This window comes from Paenibacillus pinihumi DSM 23905 = JCM 16419 (genome assembly GCF_000422505.1).
In the GTDB taxonomy this organism is placed as follows: domain Bacteria; phylum Bacillota; class Bacilli; order Paenibacillales; family Paenibacillaceae; genus Paenibacillus_D; species Paenibacillus_D pinihumi.
The window spans coordinates 120,476-139,184 of sequence record NZ_KE383864.1; the positions used below are offsets into that span (position 1 = coordinate 120,476).

17 protein-coding genes are annotated in these 18,709 nt (G+C 53.0%); 1 reads left to right on the top strand and 16 read right to left on the bottom strand.

What is annotated here, in order from left to right:
• Positions 1-260: 260 nt before the first annotated feature.
• The 15 genes from H583_RS0114490 to H583_RS0114560 form a co-directional block, all read right to left on the bottom strand.
• Complete coding sequence (locus tag H583_RS0114490) at positions 261-521, bottom strand: glutaredoxin family protein (RefSeq protein ID WP_028561069.1); 261 nt, start codon at positions 519-521, stop codon at positions 261-263.
• Positions 508-1,842, bottom strand: a complete 1,335-nt coding sequence (locus H583_RS0114495) for an LLM class flavin-dependent oxidoreductase (RefSeq protein WP_028561070.1) — start codon at positions 1,840-1,842, stop codon at positions 508-510. Before H583_RS0114495 ends, H583_RS0114490 begins: the two co-directional genes overlap by 14 nt.
• Before the next feature lie 63 nt (positions 1,843-1,905).
• Positions 1,906-2,454 (bottom strand): GNAT family N-acetyltransferase, encoded by a 549-nt coding sequence (locus H583_RS0114500; RefSeq protein ID WP_036709753.1) that lies wholly within the window; start codon positions 2,452-2,454, stop codon positions 1,906-1,908.
• A complete protein-coding gene (gene solA / locus H583_RS0114505) occupies positions 2,454-3,608 on the bottom strand; it encodes an N-methyl-L-tryptophan oxidase (RefSeq protein ID WP_028561072.1) in 1,155 nt (384 codons plus the stop codon). The genes H583_RS0114500 and solA overlap by 1 nt, the downstream gene beginning before the upstream one ends.
• Positions 3,605-4,792: an amidohydrolase gene (locus H583_RS0114510; RefSeq protein ID WP_028561073.1), complete on the bottom strand. Its 1,188-nt coding sequence runs from the start codon at positions 4,790-4,792 to the stop codon at positions 3,605-3,607. The genes solA and H583_RS0114510 overlap by 4 nt, the downstream gene beginning before the upstream one ends.
• A gap of 14 nt (positions 4,793-4,806) precedes the next feature.
• Positions 4,807-5,823, bottom strand: a complete 1,017-nt coding sequence (locus H583_RS0114515; RefSeq protein ID WP_028561074.1) for an LLM class flavin-dependent oxidoreductase — start codon at positions 5,821-5,823, stop codon at positions 4,807-4,809.
• Between the two features lie 68 nt (positions 5,824-5,891).
• Entirely contained in the window at positions 5,892-6,644 is a 753-nt protein-coding gene (locus H583_RS0114520) for an amino acid ABC transporter ATP-binding protein (protein ID WP_028561075.1), read from the bottom strand.
• Positions 6,641-7,351 carry an amino acid ABC transporter permease gene (locus H583_RS0114525; RefSeq protein WP_028561076.1) on the bottom strand — a complete coding sequence of 237 codons (711 nt, stop codon included), beginning with the start codon at positions 7,349-7,351 and terminating at the stop codon, positions 6,641-6,643. The genes H583_RS0114520 and H583_RS0114525 overlap by 4 nt, the downstream gene beginning before the upstream one ends.
• Positions 7,348-8,115: an amino acid ABC transporter permease gene (locus H583_RS0114530; RefSeq protein WP_028561077.1), complete on the bottom strand. Its 768-nt coding sequence runs from the start codon at positions 8,113-8,115 to the stop codon at positions 7,348-7,350. Before H583_RS0114530 ends, H583_RS0114525 begins: the two co-directional genes overlap by 4 nt.
• Before the next feature lie 92 nt (positions 8,116-8,207).
• Entirely contained in the window at positions 8,208-9,074 is an 867-nt protein-coding gene (locus H583_RS0114535) for a transporter substrate-binding domain-containing protein (RefSeq protein ID WP_028561078.1), read from the bottom strand.
• A gap of 362 nt (positions 9,075-9,436) precedes the next feature.
• Positions 9,437-10,306: a LysR family transcriptional regulator gene (locus H583_RS0114540; protein WP_028561079.1), complete on the bottom strand. Its 870-nt coding sequence runs from the start codon at positions 10,304-10,306 to the stop codon at positions 9,437-9,439.
• Positions 10,307-10,597: 291 nt separating this feature from the next.
• Positions 10,598-11,311, bottom strand: a complete 714-nt coding sequence (locus tag H583_RS0114545) for a cupin domain-containing protein (protein ID WP_028561080.1) — start codon at positions 11,309-11,311, stop codon at positions 10,598-10,600.
• Positions 11,312-11,541: 230 nt separating this feature from the next.
• The gene (locus H583_RS0114550) at positions 11,542-12,693 is read right to left on the bottom strand and encodes a cation:proton antiporter (protein WP_028561081.1); all 1,152 of its coding nucleotides are present in this window, start codon (positions 12,691-12,693) and stop codon (positions 11,542-11,544) included.
• Between the two features lie 219 nt (positions 12,694-12,912).
• Positions 12,913-13,497 (bottom strand): glycosyl-4,4'-diaponeurosporenoate acyltransferase CrtO family protein, encoded by a 585-nt coding sequence (locus tag H583_RS35370; RefSeq protein ID WP_245585944.1) that lies wholly within the window; start codon positions 13,495-13,497, stop codon positions 12,913-12,915.
• 2 nt (positions 13,498-13,499) lie between these two features.
• A complete protein-coding gene (locus tag H583_RS0114560) occupies positions 13,500-14,642 on the bottom strand; it encodes a glycosyltransferase family 2 protein (protein ID WP_028561082.1) in 1,143 nt (380 codons plus the stop codon).
• Between the two features lie 417 nt (positions 14,643-15,059).
• Between H583_RS0114560 and H583_RS0114565 the strand changes: the two genes are divergently transcribed.
• Entirely contained in the window at positions 15,060-16,565 is a 1,506-nt protein-coding gene (locus H583_RS0114565; protein WP_028561083.1) for a phytoene desaturase family protein, read from the top strand.
• Between the two features lie 154 nt (positions 16,566-16,719).
• Here H583_RS0114565 and H583_RS33055 read toward each other — a convergent pair whose 3' ends face one another.
• A complete protein-coding gene (locus H583_RS33055; RefSeq protein ID WP_051236497.1) occupies positions 16,720-18,591 on the bottom strand; it encodes an acyltransferase family protein in 1,872 nt (623 codons plus the stop codon).
• Positions 18,592-18,709 lie beyond the last annotated feature (118 nt).

Sequence of the window (18,709 nt, forward strand, 5' to 3'; positions counted from 1 at the left end):
GCAGGTGTTACATATTCATCTATCGTCAGTTCTACTTTTTTATTTATACCTCGCTTCCGCTTTTTATAGTAAATTTTGCTAGTTTTCGATAAAATAAATCGAAAGACTCATAATTTTTTAGATCTTTTCTCCTAATATTTGATGAAAATTTTGAACATTTTTCTAAGTATCCGCTTAATTTCGACAAAAAAAGAGACAAACACCGCATTTAGCGGCATTCGTCTCCTGTTTGAATGATGCCCTGTTCTCCTGCTTCAGGCTTAAGCGTGAAGAAGCGTCTCCAACTCATCGAGCTTCAAATTCGTCCAGCCGGCGTAGCTGCTGCCGTCACCCGTTCCGACCTCGACTACAGGCACATGGCGAATTCCATATTTGACTTCCAAAACATCCCTTAACGTATCATTGCCGTCCACGCTGATATTTTCAAAAGCAATATTATGTGTGCCCAACAATTCCTTGACCTCTGCGCAATAGTGACAACCGGTCTTGCTCCATAGTACGACTTTTTTAGCTGCTGACATGTGCTAGCCTCCTGGATTTGGTATGGCGGTTCTCCGGAATGGACAATCCCAGATTGCCTCTTAATGTGTCATGCTCATATTCGGTGCGGTAAATGCCGCGTTCCTGCAAAATCGGAACGACCAGCCTTGTGAAATCCTGAAGGCCGTCCGGCGTGCCGGCATGGATGATAAAGCCGTCAGCGCCCTTCTCTTCATGCCATTGCTGAATGAGATCGGCAATTTTCTCCGGCGTGCCGATAAACTGGCTTCTTGGCGTGACAGAGCTCAGTGCAACCTGACGGAGCGTGAGCCCCTGTTCTTTTGCCGACTGCTTGATTTTATCGGTCGTGCTGCGGAAGCTGTTGCTGCCGAAATCGCCCAGATCCGGGAACGGCCCATCCAGCGGATATTGGGAGAAATCATGATGCTCGAAGAAGCGGCCCAGATAATCGAGCGCATTCTCAATGGTAACAAGGCCGACCATTTCCTGATACTTGCGCTCGGCCTCCTCCTCCGTCTCCCCGATGATCGGACCGATTCCCGGCATGATGACAATGTCATCCTCTGACCGGCCATAGGCTGCTGCGCGCGCTTTGACATCCGCATAAAACTCCTTGGCCTGCTCCAGCGTCTCATGTCCGGTGAACACCGCATCGGCTGACTTCGCAGCCAGATTCCTCCCGGCATCCGAGGAGCCGGCCTGAAACACGACAGGTTGGCCTTGTCTGGACCTGCCGATATTCAGCGGTCCTTGTACAGAAAAGAATTCGCCCTTATGGTCAAGACGGTGCAGTTTCTCCGGATCGAAAAACTGGCCGCTCTCCTTGTCGCGAACGAAAGCATCATCTTCCCAGGAATCCCACAGCCCGCGCGCAACCTCCAAATATTCCTCGGCAATCCGGTAGCGCTGCGCATGCGCAGGATGCTCCTTCTTGCTGAAGTTGGCTGCTGATCCCTCCAAAGGCGAGGTGACTACGTTCCATCCCGCCCTGCCTCCGCTGATATGATCAATTGAGGCGAACTGGCGCGCCACGGTGAACGGCTCACTGTAAGAGGTCGAGAGTGTGCCCACCAGACCAATCTTGGAAGTGACGGCACCGATGGCCGACAAGATCGTAATCGGCTCAAAGCGGTTCAGAAAATGAGGAATCGACTTCTCCGTAATGTACAGGCCGTCAGCGATAAACACCAGGTCAAACTTGCCCTCTTCAGCAGTTAATGCCTGACGCTTGTAGTAATCAATGTTGACGCTGGCATCGGCTACCGCATCCGGGTGGCGCCAGGCTGACATATTGCCTCCGACCCCTTGAATAATTGCACCCAACTTCAACTGCTTCGCCATCTCAATTCCTCCCTATTGGCTTCATACGCTTGGCAGGCCAAGCCGGAGCCGGCTGTCTTAAATCTATAGAACCTGCTTCAACAGCGGATGATCCTGCAGTTGAAGCTTATAGCTTTTGACAAGCGTGTTGCCGTTGTGGAACTCCTTGTCATAGGCACGCTCGAAGCCAAGCCGTTCGTACAACTGTACGGCAGACTGCATCATATCCGAGGTATGCAGATAGAGCAAAGAGGATCCAAGTTCCAGCGATCTTCTTGCACTCTCTTGAATGAGCAGCGTAGCTACTCCCCGTCCTCTCACTTTGGGCGATACGGACAGGAAACGGATAATCGGACTGTTAATATGCAAGTCCGCTCTTCCGTACGCTTCCTCAGAGGACAAGAACAGCTGGACGCTGCCGACAATTTCTCCATCCAGCCCGGCGACCAGCCGCGCCTTCGGATTTCCTTCGTGCACAGAGGCGCTAATCGATTCTTTATATTGCTCCCAGATAGGCTCCGGGAGCTCGTTCTCATACTGCTGATACGCCTCCAGCATCACACGCAGCACGGCTTCGGCATCCGCATCTTCAGCTTCGCGAATCCATATTTCAGAAGGTTGTGCCACGATCATCACCCCGTTGTAGTCAATGAATGAAACCGGGACAAGGAAAATTTGCTAATATCCAGCCCCGGGGAACCCTTGATGACAAGATCGGCAAGCAGTTCGCCGACCACACTTGCAAATTTAAATCCATGCCCGGAAAAGCCGCCCGCCAGCAGTACGTTCGGGTACTCGGGATGCCGATCTATAATGAAATCATCATCCGGTGTGAACTCATATTTGCACACCGCTCCGCGCAGCAGCGTCCCTGCCGCCTGCGGCATATATACTTCGAGGGCGCGACGCAGATCACCCTCATCCTCCGGCAGGCTGCCAAAGGACTTCAGCGGCTCACCGGGCTGCCATTCCTCGCCAGTCTCATGCCGGCCGATCTTCAGCCCCGCTCCTCCGATGCTGGGGAAGCCGTAATAACCGCCATGCGGGCTATTCAGCGTAAAACCTGGAAACTTTCCGGCATCAAATTCATGCGTAGCTGTCTCGAACCAGCCGACAGCTTTCCGGACCGGACGAACCGGCAGGCTGATGAAACTGTTCAATGTACGGAACCAGGCCCCTGCGCTGAGTACGGCATGGGCGGCATAATAAGTCTGGCCGCCTTTGACCCTTACTGCAACTGAACCCTGGCTGACCTCGATATGCTCAACCTCGGCATAAGCCAGCAGTTCGGCTCCCTCTGCCCGTGCAGCCTGCCTGTACGCTCTGACGCATTGCTCACTGTACAGATAACCTGCATTCGGCTCGTAGAGTCCTTTGAAGTCGTCCGTTACCCGGATAACCGGCCAGCGCTTGCGGATTTCATCTGCATCCAGGTATTCAATATCCAGTCCAAAGGCTTCGGCATCTTCCAGCCGCTGTCCATAGGAATAGATGCTCTCGGCGGACAGGTTGAGTACGCCCGACTGGACGAGCAGTTCTGTCCCTGTCAATTGCTCCAGCTCGCGCCACAGCTGGTGAGCCCGCAGCGCCATCGCGATATAGGCCGGACCGCCGTGGTATGCGTGACGGATCAGACGCGGTTCCCCGTGATGGCTGCCCTCTTGATGCGGAGGGTCGAAGGCGTCAATAAGCAGGGTACGCAGCCCGCTTCGCGCCAGGTAATAACCCGCGCTCATTCCCATGGAGCCTGCCCCTACGACAATAACGTCATAGATGCCACCGCTCATACGACAGCTGTCTCTCCTGTACGGATGATTGCTTCAGACTCCAGTGCATCAAGTGCAAGCTGCGCCAGAAATCTCGCGCTGTACGGCAATGCCTGCTCATCCAGCGTAAAGCCCGGATGATGCCATTCCTGTGTCCCCGAAGTACCAATGAAGACGAACAGGCCCGGCACCTGCTGCTGGTAGAAGGCAAAATCCTCCCCGGCGGAAGACGGGACAGGCTCCACAACTTCAAGTCCTGCCGCTTCTGCCGCCTGCTTGCCCAGCCCGGCAAGCAGCGGATCGTTCAGTACCGGGGGCGGCCCCTGTATCCAGTGAAGCCGGGCGGTCGTATCCAGTGCGGAGGCCACCCCGTCAATCACCTGTGCAAAGCGCTCTCTGACCCGCTTGCGAACGCGCTCATCGAATGTCCGCAGTGTCCCGTCCATAACCGCCTTGTCGGGAATGACATTCCACGAGCTGCCGCTATGAATTTGCGTCACGCTGACGACTGCACTGTCCAGCGGACTGACATTTCGGCTGACAATAGACTGGAGCGCTGTAACGATGTGGGCCGCAGTCACAATCGGATCGATGCCCGCATCCGGCACAGCTGCATGTGTGCCGACACCGTCGACCTCAATCTTGAAGCCGTCCGCCGCTGCCATCAGTGCCCCGGATTTGATTCCGACGGTACCGACAGGCAGATCGGGCTTGTTGTGCAGACCGAACACTGCATGCACCCCGTCAAGCGCACCGCTTCTGAGCACCTGCTGCGCACCGGTCGCCTTCTCCTCGGCCGGCTGAAAAATCAGCCGCACCTTCCCTTTAAGCTCCGCTTCCCGCTGCTTGAGCAGGAAGGCCGCACCCAGCAGGGAGGCCGTATGAAAATCATGCCCGCAGGCATGCATTTTTCCTTCTTGAACAGAAGCAAACGGCAGCCCTGTCTCCTCCTGAATCGGCAGCGCATCGATATCCGCGCGCAGCGCGATTACCGGACCGCCAGTCTCGGTGCTGCCCAACTCGGCTATAAGCCCTGTTGGCAGCGGATATTTGGCGATGCGTATTCCCGCTTCCTCCAGCCACTGCCGGATCGCTGCCGTCGTCTCGAATTCCTCATTCGACAGCTCGGGATGCTGATGCAATTGACGCCGGATGGCAATTAACTTGGGCTCAAGCTCCAATGAATCAGCTTCCAGCTTTCCCATCTGTATTTCCCCCTCTACCGTTTTTCAGCGACCTCTGCAAAGGCCTCTTTCAACAGCTTATACGAATACAGCCGCTTGTCAAAGAATTTGACCGGCGTCGTTATAATAATTTCATCCACGCCGTATTCCTCCTGAAGCTCCAGAAGCCGCCGGCGAACCGTTTCCTTGGAACCCTTGACGACCTCCGGCTCCTTCTCCTCTATCGTAAAGCTCTCATTGCTCTGCTTGCCAAACTCCTGCGCATGCTCCAGATTGGCGACCGTAATCGTCCGGCCGCTCGCCAGATGGATCTTCACCAGCTTCTGATGACTTGCCAGCGCCTGCGCTTCCTCATCCGTATCCGCTACGATTGCTGCTACAGCCAAGATCGGGGAAGCTGCCGTACCTCTGACTGAAGAGAACCGCTCCCGGTAGACAGCGAATGCCTGACGCGCAACCTCCGGGTCTGTATTGATAAACTGCGAGAATACGTACGGATAACCAAGTTCAGCTGCAATCTCTGCGCTGCCAATACTGGTGCCAAGCACGAATACCGGAGCCGGCAGCACCGGCAGCGGCGCTGCGCGCAGACCGTACAACGGATGATCCTCCGGAAGATCGTGATCCAGAATGAGCTGCAGCTCCTTCAGCTTTTCCAGCAGGTCCGGTGCCTCGCTGATTCCGCGCTGCAGCGCCTTCGTGGAGCGCGGCAGCCCGCCCGGCGCCCGGCCGACTCCCAGATCGATCCGGCCCGGGGCCAATGAAGCCAGCACATTAAAATTCTCGGCCACTTTGTACGGGCTGTAATGCTGGAGCATTACGCCCCCGGAGCCCAGCCGGATATGATTGGTATGCGCCAGCAAGTACGCAATCAGCACCTCCGGCGAAGAGCCTGCAACATGATCCGAATCATGATGCTCAGATACCCAGAACCGGTTGTAGCCGAGCTCCTCGGCCAGTTGTGCAAGCTGCACCGTGTGGCGAAGCGCCTCCTCTGCGCTCTCTCCTTCAAAGATCGGGCTTTGATCCAGAATGCTCAGTTTAAGTCCCATAATCCTCTCTCCCCTTCCGGCGGCTTGCAGCCTGCCAGCTCTATATTTTTAGCCTGTACATGCCTGATCTAAATCGAATAGCTCCACTCCTGAATACTGCGCTTGAGAAATTGCCGGGTCCGCTCCTCCTTCGGCGTGCCGAACAACTGATGCGGCGGCCCTTCCTCGACCACGACCCCGCCGTCCATAAAGACTACATGGCTGGCGACATCCCGGGCAAAGGCCATCTCATGCGTCACAATAATCATCGTGATGCCCTCCCCGGCGATTTTGCGAATGACGGCGAGCACTTCGCCGACCAGTTCAGGATCAAGCGCAGAGGTTGGCTCATCGAACAGAATAACCTCCGGGTTCAGCGCCAGCGCCCGGGCAATCCCGACCCGCTGCTGCTGTCCGCCTGACAGCCGGCTCGGATACTCATCCAGCTTGCCGCCAAGACCTACCTTCTCCAGCGCCTGCACGGCCAGTTCACGGGCCTGCCGCTTCGGCAATTTCTGTACGATCACAAGCCCCTCCATCACATTTTCCAGAGCGGTCTTGTGCTTGAACAGATTGTAATTCTGGAATACCATGGCGGTCTTTTTCCGCAAGGTATGAATGTCTTGCTTGGAGGCGCGTTTGACATTCACCTTGAGCTGGTTGATGGCCACCTCGCCTTCATTGGGCCGCTCCAGATAGTTGATGCAGCGCAGCAAGGTTGTCTTGCCTGATCCGCTTGGCCCGAGAATTGCAACTACATCCCCCTGCTCCACTATCAAATCAATTCCCTTTAGCACCTCCTGCTTGCCGAAGGTCTTTCGGATTCCGCTCAGCTTAATCATGCTACCCCTCCCCGGTTGTACACATTGATGCGTTTTTCCAGTACCGCAACTGCCTTTTCGATCAACAGCGTAATGCCCCAATACAGGAGAGCGGCCGCAATGAATGACTCGAAATATTTCCAGTTCGTTGTTGCCACAATATTTGCCTCGGCAAAAATTTCGACCGCTGTAACTGTAAAAGCCAGCGTCGAGCCGTGCAGCATGCCGATCAGCGAGTTCGACAGATTGGGAAGGCTGACTGCAAAAGCCTGGGGGAATACAATACGCCAGAGCGCCTGCGGCGTCTTCATGCCAATTGCGTAAGCAGCCTCCAACTGTCCCTTATCAATAGCCAGGATGCCCGAACGAATGACCTCGGCCAAGTAGGCTCCAGCTGTAATGGAGAAGGCGATCAGCACAAAAACCAAAATCGGAACCGATGACGACTTGAACGTCCAGCCAAACGCACCGGATACCGCATCGATAAGCGCCGGAAGCCCGAAATAGACAAGAAACAGATGCATCAGCATCGGCGTCCCGCGAATGAAGGTGACATAAAAAGCTGCAAGATGCTGCAGTACGGGTACCTTGTAAATGCGCAGCAAAGCAATAATTGAGCCGATGACGAGGCCCGCACCGACCGATATGGCGGTAATGAACAGGGTCATTGGCAGTGCGGAGAGCAGTTTGACAAAGGCCGTCCAAATGAAAACCGGATCAATCTTCACGCCTGCTCTCCCCCTTTCTTAAATTGCGGCAGGAACAGCCCCTGCAGCAGACGTTTTTTGGATGTATGGCCGGCGAGCTCCGGCTGGTACTTCAGCATACGACGCTCGGCAAGCAGGAACAGCCGCTCCAGGATCATGCTGACAACGAAATAAATAAGTGAGAGCGCAATATACACTTCAATGAAATGCTGGGTTGTCATGCCAAGTGTCTGGGATTTTCCGGTCATTTCCATCACCCCCAGCGTAAAAGCCAGCGACGTATCCTTCAGGTTGGCTATGACCAGATTGGCGAATACCGGCAGGGATACGGCCGCTGCCTGCGGCAATACAATGCGGGTAAAGGCTTCGAAGCCGGACATTCCGATCGCATAAGCCGCCTCCACCTGTCCCCGGTCGACCGCACCGACTGCGGCGCGGATCGCCTCGGAGATGAACGCCCCGCTATGAAGTCCATAGGTAAGAATGACAAACGCCAGCACGGGCACCTTGGAAGCATCGATGGAAAGTCCCTTGAGCAGCTCCGGCAGTCCGTAATAGATCAGAAACAGCTGAATCAGAACCGGAGTCCCCCGGAAAAAGGAGACGTACACCGCAGAAATCCGCTTCAAAACCGGAATATGATACATCCTCGGAAGGGCGACAATCAAGCCGACGATCAGCCCCAATGCAATCGATGCAGCAACGATAAGCAATGTAATTTGCAAATAATCAAGCAGCTTCGGGATAAATTCAAGAATATACCCGAACTCAAATCTTCTCCCCATCGGAATTGCGCCCCCTTCCATCTTGTTCAAGTTATACGAATGAGTGTCCTTCAGAATTCATTTTCGCTTTGGCTGACTTGCTGCGAATTTGGTTATTTGCCCACTTCATCAATGCTTTTGGTAAAGTCCTGACCGAGCCATTCAATACTCAGCTTGGCCAATGTCCCGTCTTCTTTCACCGACTTGATCGCTTCATCGAGTTTGTCGGCCAGTTCCTGGCCATCCTTGCGGAAAACGAATAGCACATCGGATTGAATGAGCGGATCACCGACCGTCTTTAGCGCCTCCTTGCCGTCAGCATCCAAATAGAATCGCAACGCAAAATCCGTTGTTATGGTGGCATCCACCCGTTTGTTCTGGATCAGATTGACCAGATCGTTGGCAGCTCCGCTGGAGTAGACAATCTCAATTGCATCGTTATGCTTCTTGTTATATTCCTGCAGGAAATAAGCCTGGTTGCTTGTTGCGCCTGTGTATACCTTTTTGCCCTGCAAATCGTCGATGGAATGAATCGTATCATTATTTTTATCCACCGCCACCTTCGTCAGGAAGATGCTGTACGGTTCTTTATTGAAGAGAAATTTCTCCTCGCGCTCCGGATTTTTCTCCATCTGGTGGGCAATGAAGTCAATTTTATTCGTCTCCAGGCTGAGCAGCAGGTTGGAAAAATCCATCGTCTTGAACTCAAATTCGTAGCCCGGCAGACGCTTGTCAAGCTCCTTGACGAGCTCCACATCAAAGCCTGTCAGATTGCCGCTCTCGTCTATGAAGCAGACGTTGTGAAATTTCGTTCCGGTTCCGACGATGATTTTCTTCACGTTCTCTGTTGAAGCGCCCGCTCCTTCCGCAGAGCCTGTATCCGTTTTGCTGACGCCGCCACCCTCTTTATTTCCTGAGCCGCACCCGGTAATCACCAATAATAATGCCATTACTGCTGCGACAACTGATAATCTTCTCATTCCAGTTCCTCCAGTCGGGTAGACTCCCTTATTTTTATAACTTATAATTCCTAGTTGAATACTAAGAATTAAAATATAATGAACTTAATTTACTATCTCTTCATCAAATTGTCAATCCGTATTTTTCTGTACAATTAGCGCACTACTTTGCATCCGAATGATCCGGATTATGTAGATGAAGTCAACATAAAAAGACAGATCAGGCATTCATTATATACGTTAAAAAAGTGTTGATTAAACCCATGAACTTAATTGGTTTTGGGATATAAAAAAAGTCTAGCACCGCAGGCTGATGCTGGTCAATGGCTTACCAATCACGGTTTTCTATTTATGAATTGAATCCTTTTATTAGACACGGACAGCTACAGCTTCTTGCCCAGTTCCAGCAGCAGGCGGGACAGCTCAGACTGCTCCCCCTTCAAGGCAATCAGATTGGTACGGAGCGACTGAATGCCCAGCGATGGAACAGCTACAGGAACAAGCAAGCCGGCCCGGGCTTCTTCCGCAACACACAGTTCCGGCAGAAAACTGATGCCCATACCGGCCAAAACCAGCTTTTTGGCAGTCTCCAGATTGTCAACTTCATAGTCGATGACAGGCGGACGGTCCAGCGTCTCAAACATCCGGTGCAGCCGCATCCAGTCGATGGACCCGCACTCGAAAAACACAAGCGGCTCCTGCCGGATATCCTCCATGCTCACATCGCTCTTGGCGGCAAAAGGATGCTTGGCGTGCGCATACAGGCCGATCCGGTCTTCGTAGAACAGGAAGGAGTCAAGCAGCGGATGTGTAATGTTGCGCACCAGTCCGATATCAATATCCTTGTCCTGCACCAGCTTGACCACCGTCTCACTGGCTGCTGTAAGAAGCTTGATGCGAAGCCCGGGGTAATGCTGTTTTAACAGCGGCAATATGATCGGGATGATATAATTCGACACCGAGGCCGTGCAGCCGATGCGCAGCTCCTGAAGTGTCTTCTGGTATTTAATCTGCTGCTTCCCCTTCTTGTAGGATTGCAAAATCTGTTGGGCATAAGGCAAGAACAACTTGCCCTTCTCGGTAAGTGTGAACTGCTTTCCCATCCGCTCAAACAGCTTCGCATCCAGCTCACGCTCCAGGGATTGTATTCTGGCTGTGACCGAAGGCTGAGACAGAAACAGCGCATCAGCCGCCTTGTTAAAGCTGTTGAAATGGATGACGTGCACAAAGGCTTCAATATTTTCAATGTTCATCTACTGCTGCTCCTCCCCTTTTGTATTACAAAAATAAAAGTCCGTACACCTTGTTGGCAGCAGCTTTGGCATTTCGGGCTGAAATGAAGGTTATTCGCGCCTCCGCATTACAACACTTGTCATACAAAAAAGAGGCGCAGCAAAATAAGATTGCTGGCCTCCGGTTGTTCCGGTCGTCCATCTGTACAGTCGACAGTTAAATCATATTATTTTTATAGGAATAGTACATTTATTAATACTATACACGATTTTCAAAATATGTGAAGCCTTTTTCAAAATATCCCGGGTAAGCTAGTAAAGAGGAACACGGCCTCCGTTGCCGATGACAGGCCGCTGGGCATGACTGTAATGATAGCCGTTCTGTTGCATGTTATAGCCCGGATTGAAATAAGGCTGGTTCGGTGCGATTTGGCCGTTGAAGCCCGGGTAAATATCTTGTACAGCAGCGCCTTGAGTCCGGGTCTGCGATTTCTGGCAATCTGCCGGCGGTCCGATGAACAGCGACTGCTTGATCGGAGCAAGCGCCTCCTTGATTAAGGCTTCGTCCAGGCAATACGTATGCGCCATCACACTCGTCGGTGTCAGACGGGCAATATCGGACCCGAGGATCACCTCAGGTATCGGAGCATCAAATATTGCAAGCAGATGCGTATTATCAGCAGTTGCAACCTCATAATGCCACCAGCCCTGCGGCACATTGGCTACCTGGCCGGGCTTGATCGAATAGTTGAGCAATTCATTGGTGAACGGGTTAATAAGCGAGACGACTGCTGAGCCGGAAATACAATAAACAAGCTCCGAAGCGTTCTGATGATAATGCGGTTCAATGACATTGCCTTCACTGAGGAAAATATCAAGCAATGAAGTATTGCCCAGCGTGTTCAGCTGCTTGATCGATAGTGCATTGATATAGTTGCGGTCATCCTTCTTATACAATTGGTTGTTGCTCAAATCATAGTTAAAGCGTACAGACGGGGACGTGTAATCCATATAGGAAGTTGCCATGCCTTAGCCCTGCCCTTCAATAGAATTAGGTATCTACCTATTGTTTATGGGCCATTGTATGCGGCAGCCTTGCGGCAAGTGAACATGAACTTTAGTATGTCTTATTTTGAAAAATGCATAAAGGCCCGGGCTGCATGAGAAAATTCAGCCGGGCCTTTATGTGTCAGATCATTTTGGGACTGGCAATCTTTTGACTCCAGCCGTCTTGTATGTTAATGCTTATCCTGCCATTATGAGCCGGCCGTTTCCTTTTTGGGGAATATGGCTTTCAACAGCGGCGGTGTGACGAGCGTGGTCACGATAATCATGATGACGATAGATGTAAAATATTGCGGCAGCAAAAGTCCGCTCTGTAAGCCTGTAGCGGCAATAATCAGAGCAACCTCTCCCCTGGAAACCATGCCGGCTCCAATAACCAGGGAGGAGCGCGCATTGAATCCTGTCAGACTGGCTCCAAGTCCACCCCCCACTAACTTGGTAACTACAGCTATAATAGTAATCAGAATTACAAAACCAATCTGGCTGCCGATACCGTCAAAGGTAACATTCAACCCGATGCTCACAAAAAATACCGGCACAAATACCGCGTACGCTATTGGCTCCACTTTGCTTTCCACCGTATGCTTGTACGAGGTTTGAGCGACTGCAATACCCGCGGCGAAGGCCCCGATAATGCCCGCCATATTCATCCACTCGGCGAAATAGGCGAAGCCGAAGCAGACGACCAGCGCTGTACTGATGACAGCCTCTGTGACCCGCAATGGAGCAAGCCACTTCATAATGCGGGGCACAATCAGCCAGCCGGCTGCAATAATAACGGCAAAGAAAATCAGCTTCTTGCCGATCAGCAAGCCCAGTGATACATCGCCCCCGGTGCCCATCAGGCTCATCAGCACAGCCAGCAGAACAACGACCAGAACATCATCGACGACAGCAGCGCCAAGAATGGTTGTCCCTTCGCGGGAACCAAGCTGGTTCATTTCTTTCAGCACCTGCACGGAAATGCTCACAGAAGTCGCACAGAAAATAATACCGAAAAACAACGCATGAGGCTGATCAAAGCCAAACGCGAGCGCGCTGCTGTAGCCTCCGATGAAAGGCAGGATAATCCCGCCAACGGCGACAGCAAATGCCGACTTCCAGTTTTTCTTCAATTGGTCAAGATCAGTCTCCAATCCGGCAATAAACATCAGCAGGAGCACGCCAATTTCAGCAAATTGGTGAATAAAGCTGCCCTCCTGTACCCATCCAAGCACCGCCGGCCCGAGCACAATGCCAATGAGCAGCTTGCCGAGCACGGCAGGCTGTCCCAATCGCACGGACAAGTCTCCTGCAAGCTTGGTTGCCAGCAAAATCAATACCAGATACAAAATAAATTCCATTCGTGCCTCTCCTTCTCCCTGGAGCCTTCATTCACATAGGGCAACACTAAATGAACACGGAAAACATTCATCCTCATTGAAATGAAGGATGTAAAAAATATGACGGATAACAGATATATTATATCCAAAAAAAGACAAAGAGAAGCCCTATGTGACAGGCTCCTCCTAATTGAATACCTATTTAATTTTCCGTTCCTTTATTATAGAACATTTTCATGATCATTGTAAATCATATTTCGCAAGCGGATGTCTTGCTCGTTCCCCCAAATGGCCAGGCCTGCTGTCTGCGAGATTCATTATTCGCGTCAAGCGCAGCCTGTTGTAACGCTGGATGCATATAAACGGCAAATTGGCTGCCAGCGCATAGCCGATCATCAACCAGCCTCCTGCCGGTTCATTCCAGAGAAAAAATAGCGGGGCAGGGGCTATCGACAGCCAGTGCGTCCACTCCCCGCGCCTCGTCTCCGCAGCGAACACCCTGTAATACCCGCTACTGTGTGCAGCCAGTGCTTTCTTGGAAAAGCCGCCGGTAAACAGTGCACCCAGTTCCGGCACACGGTCCTTCCAGCTGCGGATGCGCAGCACCTGCTCATAGAATCGTTCCTCTGGCAGCTTGCTGGCGAAGCGCATCCCTGTTGTAACGCTGCCGGGACAAGGCTGTCCGGACTCCCGGGCGCTATGTGCGCCAGATGAATCAAACCAGCGGAACGGCATGCGGTGACAAGCATACGAGACTCCCAGGTGAATGATTAGCCAGCCGGATATATTGGCAGTAATTACCCATAGAGGAGGGAGCTCAAGCACGCTCAACCTCCTCCCCCTCCTTTGCCTGCATCCAGCTTGCGCCCCTTCCAGTTGACCTTCCCTTTTGCAAAGGTCTGGTAGGCCGAGAGAATAAACACGATCAGGAAGATCAGCAGCGGCAGCGGGAACAGCAGGCCGGCAGCGCCGAAATTCCCGGCATATCTCAGCATCATTACGAGCTGGACCGCGTAACCCAGGTAAAAGATTGCGCCTGCAAGAACAGCCGCACTTGAAGGCTCAGCCGCAATATGCACCCACTGCGTAACAGCAGACACTGCGCCAGCAATCCAGATGCTGATCGCCATCAGCTTGACCGGGGAAGTCGCTGATGCTCCTTCAGCAAAGCTCTTGCTCCATCCGGCAATCAGGCCCGCGAGTCCATCCGGATACATCCGGAAGGCAATCAGGCCTCTGCCGATCCGGTTGGAAACTTGCAGTCCCTTCTGCTTGAACACAATGCCCAGATGATAGTTTTCCAGCACTTCACGGCTAACCGACTGGTGGCCGCCAGCTTCCATATACATCTCTCTGCCGCACACGACACAAGGACCAAAGGCGCCTCCGCCCTCCTGTCCGCTCCCCACCGAGAACAGGACAATCAGATTGAAGAAAGCCGACAAGCGTTCGTAGGTCCGTTTCATCCAGTGGTACGGCTGTACGGACAGAAAGCCGCCCTTCTCCTGAAAGGCTAGCGCAAGCCGTTCCAGGCCATCTGCCTCCAACACCGTATCCGCATCGAGAAATACCAGTACCTCGCCCTTGGCAGCATGCGCTCCCCGCCAGCAGGCCCAGCTTTTTCCTGTCCATCCGGATGGCAGCTCTCCCGGTGTTACAACCGATGCGCCTGCCCCTGCTGCAATATCAGCTGTTGCATCACGGGAGCCGTCATCAACCACGATAATTTCCACCGGACGCAGCGTCTGCTTCGCCAGAGAAGAAAGCAATGCACCGATTCTCTCCGCCTCATTTCGGGCAGGAATAATGACCGACATTGCCGGCAGCACGACACTGTAATCCTTCCCGGCACTGCTGTGCTGTCCCACCTGCACGGGATAGCGCTCAGGCGGCTTGAGACGGCGCATCGAGAGCAGCAGCATCCAGCCGCACAACCAGCCGGCGATGATCCATATTGTGGTGATTACCATCCTGATACCTCCATTTCATATAATCACGATTTATTTATAGCTTTGTTAGCATTGTACACACCTTTTCCCCACTTCAAACCGGACACAGACAGCCCTTCCTTTTTTCTATTGCATTTTAATAGAGTATATGTGCCATGTTCCCTGCTGAATGCGATTTTTTTAAAATCTGTTCCTGTTTCTTAAAATTGAAGTTGCAAAAACAGAAATGCTGAAGCAAGCCGTATGCCGGCGTTCTACTTGCGGCCGAATTGCCAGTTTAAACAACCCTTTTTCTGTCAATAAAGAGAATAGTTTAAGAGAGCAAGGCCTGGCGGCAAGATCCGCGCGCCGTTGACTTCAATCACACTGGCGGCAGCGGCTTCCATGCCCGAAAGTCAGGTTGCGTTCACATGTTTATATCAGGAGGAGGAATTGGAGATGGGCAAATCAGCTGTTGTTATCGGCGGTGGCCTTGGAGGACTGGCCGCAGCCATTCGTCTGGCCGCAGACGGCAACCGGGTTACGGTGCTGGAGAAAAATGAACGGGCAGGCGGCAAGCTTAATATCAGATCGGGGATGGGCTACACCTTTGATACCGGTCCTTCGATTCTAACCATGCCTTGGGTGCTGGAGCAACTGTTCGAGAGTGCAGGACGGAAGCTGGAGGACTATATGACACTGCGGCGAATCGAACCGCAGTGGCGGACTTTTTTTGAGGATGGAACAACGATCGATGTTACGGGTGATCTGCCTCTCATGCTGGAGCAACTGAATCGGGTTTCTCCTGAAGATGCTTCCCGCTTTTTGGAATATCTCCACTACTGCCAGCAAATGTATGAGCTGTGTACCAAGAGCTTTTACAGCAAAAGCCTGACCGGATTGCAGGATTTGCGCAGCCAGCATAAACTGAAGGAACTTCTGGCGATGGACCCGATGCGTACGATGCACCAGAGCACCGCTCGCTTTATCCAAGACTCCAAGCTCAGGCAGTTGTTCGATTTCTTCATTATGTATATCGGCTCGTCGCCGTATGCAGCGCCGGCCGTGCTGTCTCAGCTTATTCATGTCCAGCTTGGCCTTGGCATCTATTATGTGGAAGGCGGTATGTACAATATTGCCCGCGGCATGCTGCGGCTGCTGGACGAGCTTGGCGTAGAAGTGCGCACCCATGCGCCTGTTGCCCGGATCAATTATCGCGGCAGACTGGCTACCGGCGTCACGCTGGAGGATGGAAGCGAGATTGCCGCTGATCTGATCATATCCAATCTGGAGGCGATTCCCGCACACCATACCCTGCTCGGCAGCCATCCGAGGGCAGAGAAAGAAACAAAGAAACTGGAAAAGTACACGCCTGCCGTGTCCGGGCTTGTTCTGCTGCTTGGCGTAGATAAAGTCTATGACCAGCTCCAGCATCATAATTTCCTGTTCTCCCAAGATCCCGAGAAGGAATTCCGGCAAATCTTTGTGGATGGTGTTCCTGCTGATGACCCGACTGTGTATATCGGGATTTCCAGCAAAAATGATCCGACCCAGGCCCCGCCTGGAAAGGAAAACTTGTTCGTCCTGACGCATGTTCCCCCGCTCCGCGAGGGTCAGAGCTGGGAGAGCAACAAGGTAGCGTACCGGGAGCTTGTCCTGAACAAGCTGGAGCGGATGGGGCTGACTGACTTGCGCCAGCATATTGAGTTTGAATACAGCTTCATCCCTGATGACCTGCAGCAGCTCTACGGTGCCAACGGCGGCTCCATCTACGGTGTGGCAACTGACCGCAAGCTGAACGGCGGCTTCAAAATTCCAAGCCAAAGCGACCTGCTTCACAATCTGTATTTCGTCGGCGGCTCTACCCATCCGGGCGGCGGAGTACCAATGGTTACACTGTCGGCCCAGCTCACCGCCGACCTGATCAAACAGCAGCACGGAAGCGCCAATTCCAATATCAGCTAGCGCAGCGCACAACTGCCGGACTGCCTGCTGTTTGTCTGAATCCTGAACATTTTTGCAATCACAAGAAGAATCCTCCCGTACCGCATCTTTTTGCGGCTTTGAGAGGATTCTTTATTTTAACCGGCTGTACGGAGTAGTTTCTGTCAGGAATAAATCAAGTGCCGGATTCATGTCCTGTCATCGTTTCTAGCTCATAGCTCACAGACAATCCCAGCGTCTCAAACAGCAGATTGGCATAAGCTTTCGCGCCCTTCGGCTTCAAATGTACCCCGTCCTTTTCGAAATATTCCTCATGGCCTTCGCTGGCAGCGTACCAATCTGCAAGGCGCACATGATCATGCTGTTCTGCGGCTTTCTGGAGAGTAGTGTTCACTTCGTCCTCCCATTTGCGCGGAACACGGACATTGACGAGGACGATCTGCTTCGCATCACCGAGCGAAGCCAGCAGCTTCTCAAGCTGCTTTTCCGGGAAAGGACCGTTCGTGCCCAGCTCGATAATAATATGATCACCCAGCTTCTTACCGGACTCGAGCTGCTCCAGCAGCCCGGCAGCATCCTTCATATGGCGTCCGATCTTCCCGTCAGTGACAATTCCCGGCAGCTTCTCCGCGAGGTAAGGGTCAACGTTCAGCAGAATGGAATCACCGATCGCGGTAATCTGGTTACCGGACAAGTGCTGCCTTGAATCAGGAACATACAGCAGACCATTTTCTGCCTTGGGCTGAAATGCCGGATTGCTGCCTAGTAAAGATGTGCGATCCGCTTGTTCACTGACGGGCGCATCTGCGGAGACATTATAGTTGTCTTTGTCCGATCCCATGCAGGATACGGACATTACGATCAGCATAGCCAAAACTCCGCTGGAGAGCCCTCTTCTCATCCATCCGCTGTCCAGCAGCCGGACTGTGCGGCAAGCAAGCAGCTCCCGCAGCCTGCTTTGCAGCCGTCCGTGACGGATCGGCTCCTCAATGTAGCGGTAGGATAAGGCGGCAAGCGCAATGCTGACCGCCACCTGAATAACAGCCAATGCATATCCGTCCGTCCCGCCCCCGCCGGCCTCCGGCCGGGTCATGACAATAACCGGATAATGCCACAAATAAATGCCGTAGGAGCGGACGCCCAGCCATCTAAGCGGCTTTAAGCCGAGCAATTTGCCGAGCCAAGTAGCCGGATGGGCAGCAGACGCAATGACGAGCGCTGCTGCCACAGACAGCAATACCATTCCGCCGCGGAATAAAAAAGTCCCGTATTCTGTCGTTTGCCAGATCATAGCCAAAACAATAAGCAGTCCTGCAACCCCTGCCCCCTCCAAAGCCAGATATGAAGGGCGGGGCAAATGATTGGCAAGCCTTCCTGCGGGCCACACAATTGCCAGCGCAGAGCCGAGCAGCAGCCCGAAAAGCCGTGTATCCGTGCCATAATAGACACGGCTCGGGTCTGTACCCGGCGTATAGAGCAGAGCCATAAGCGAAGCCGAAATGCCCGCTAGCAGCAATACCCAGCCAAGCAGTCTGCCACGCTGCAGCTTCCTGCGCATACCCAGCCACAACAGCAGCGGCGCAATCAGGTAAAATTGCTCCTCTACTGCAAGCGACCAGAGATGCCCGAGCGGCGATGGCGGTCCAAAGCTCTCGAAATACGACACCTCATGAAAAATGAGCCACCAGTTGTTGATGTAAAGAATGGATGAAACAAAATCACCCGAAACGGTACGAAGCCTCTCCGCATCAAACAAAAGCAGCCAGATGGCAACAAACATGAGCATGACCAGCATGGCGGGCAGCAGCCTGCGAAACCGCCTGATCCAGAAATCCTTCAGATCGATTCGCCGGTTATGCTCCAGGGCGCCCAGCAGCTGGCCGGTAATCAAGTAACCGGATAATACAAAAAATACCCCCACACCCAGCAATCCTCCCTGCGCCCAGCCCAGATCGAGATGGTACGCAATGACAGCCAGCACTGCCAGAGTCCGAAGTCCGTCCAGCCCGGGCATATACCGACTTTGGGGCCGCATTTCTTCAGACATTGCCCGGACCTCCCTTCGAGCCGTAAATCAACCGTTCTCCTGTCTGTTCTGCCGCCGCGGCTCGTGCGGCGAACTGAACGAATATTATGCTGCTCATGTTCGTTTGCCCTTTCCTGAA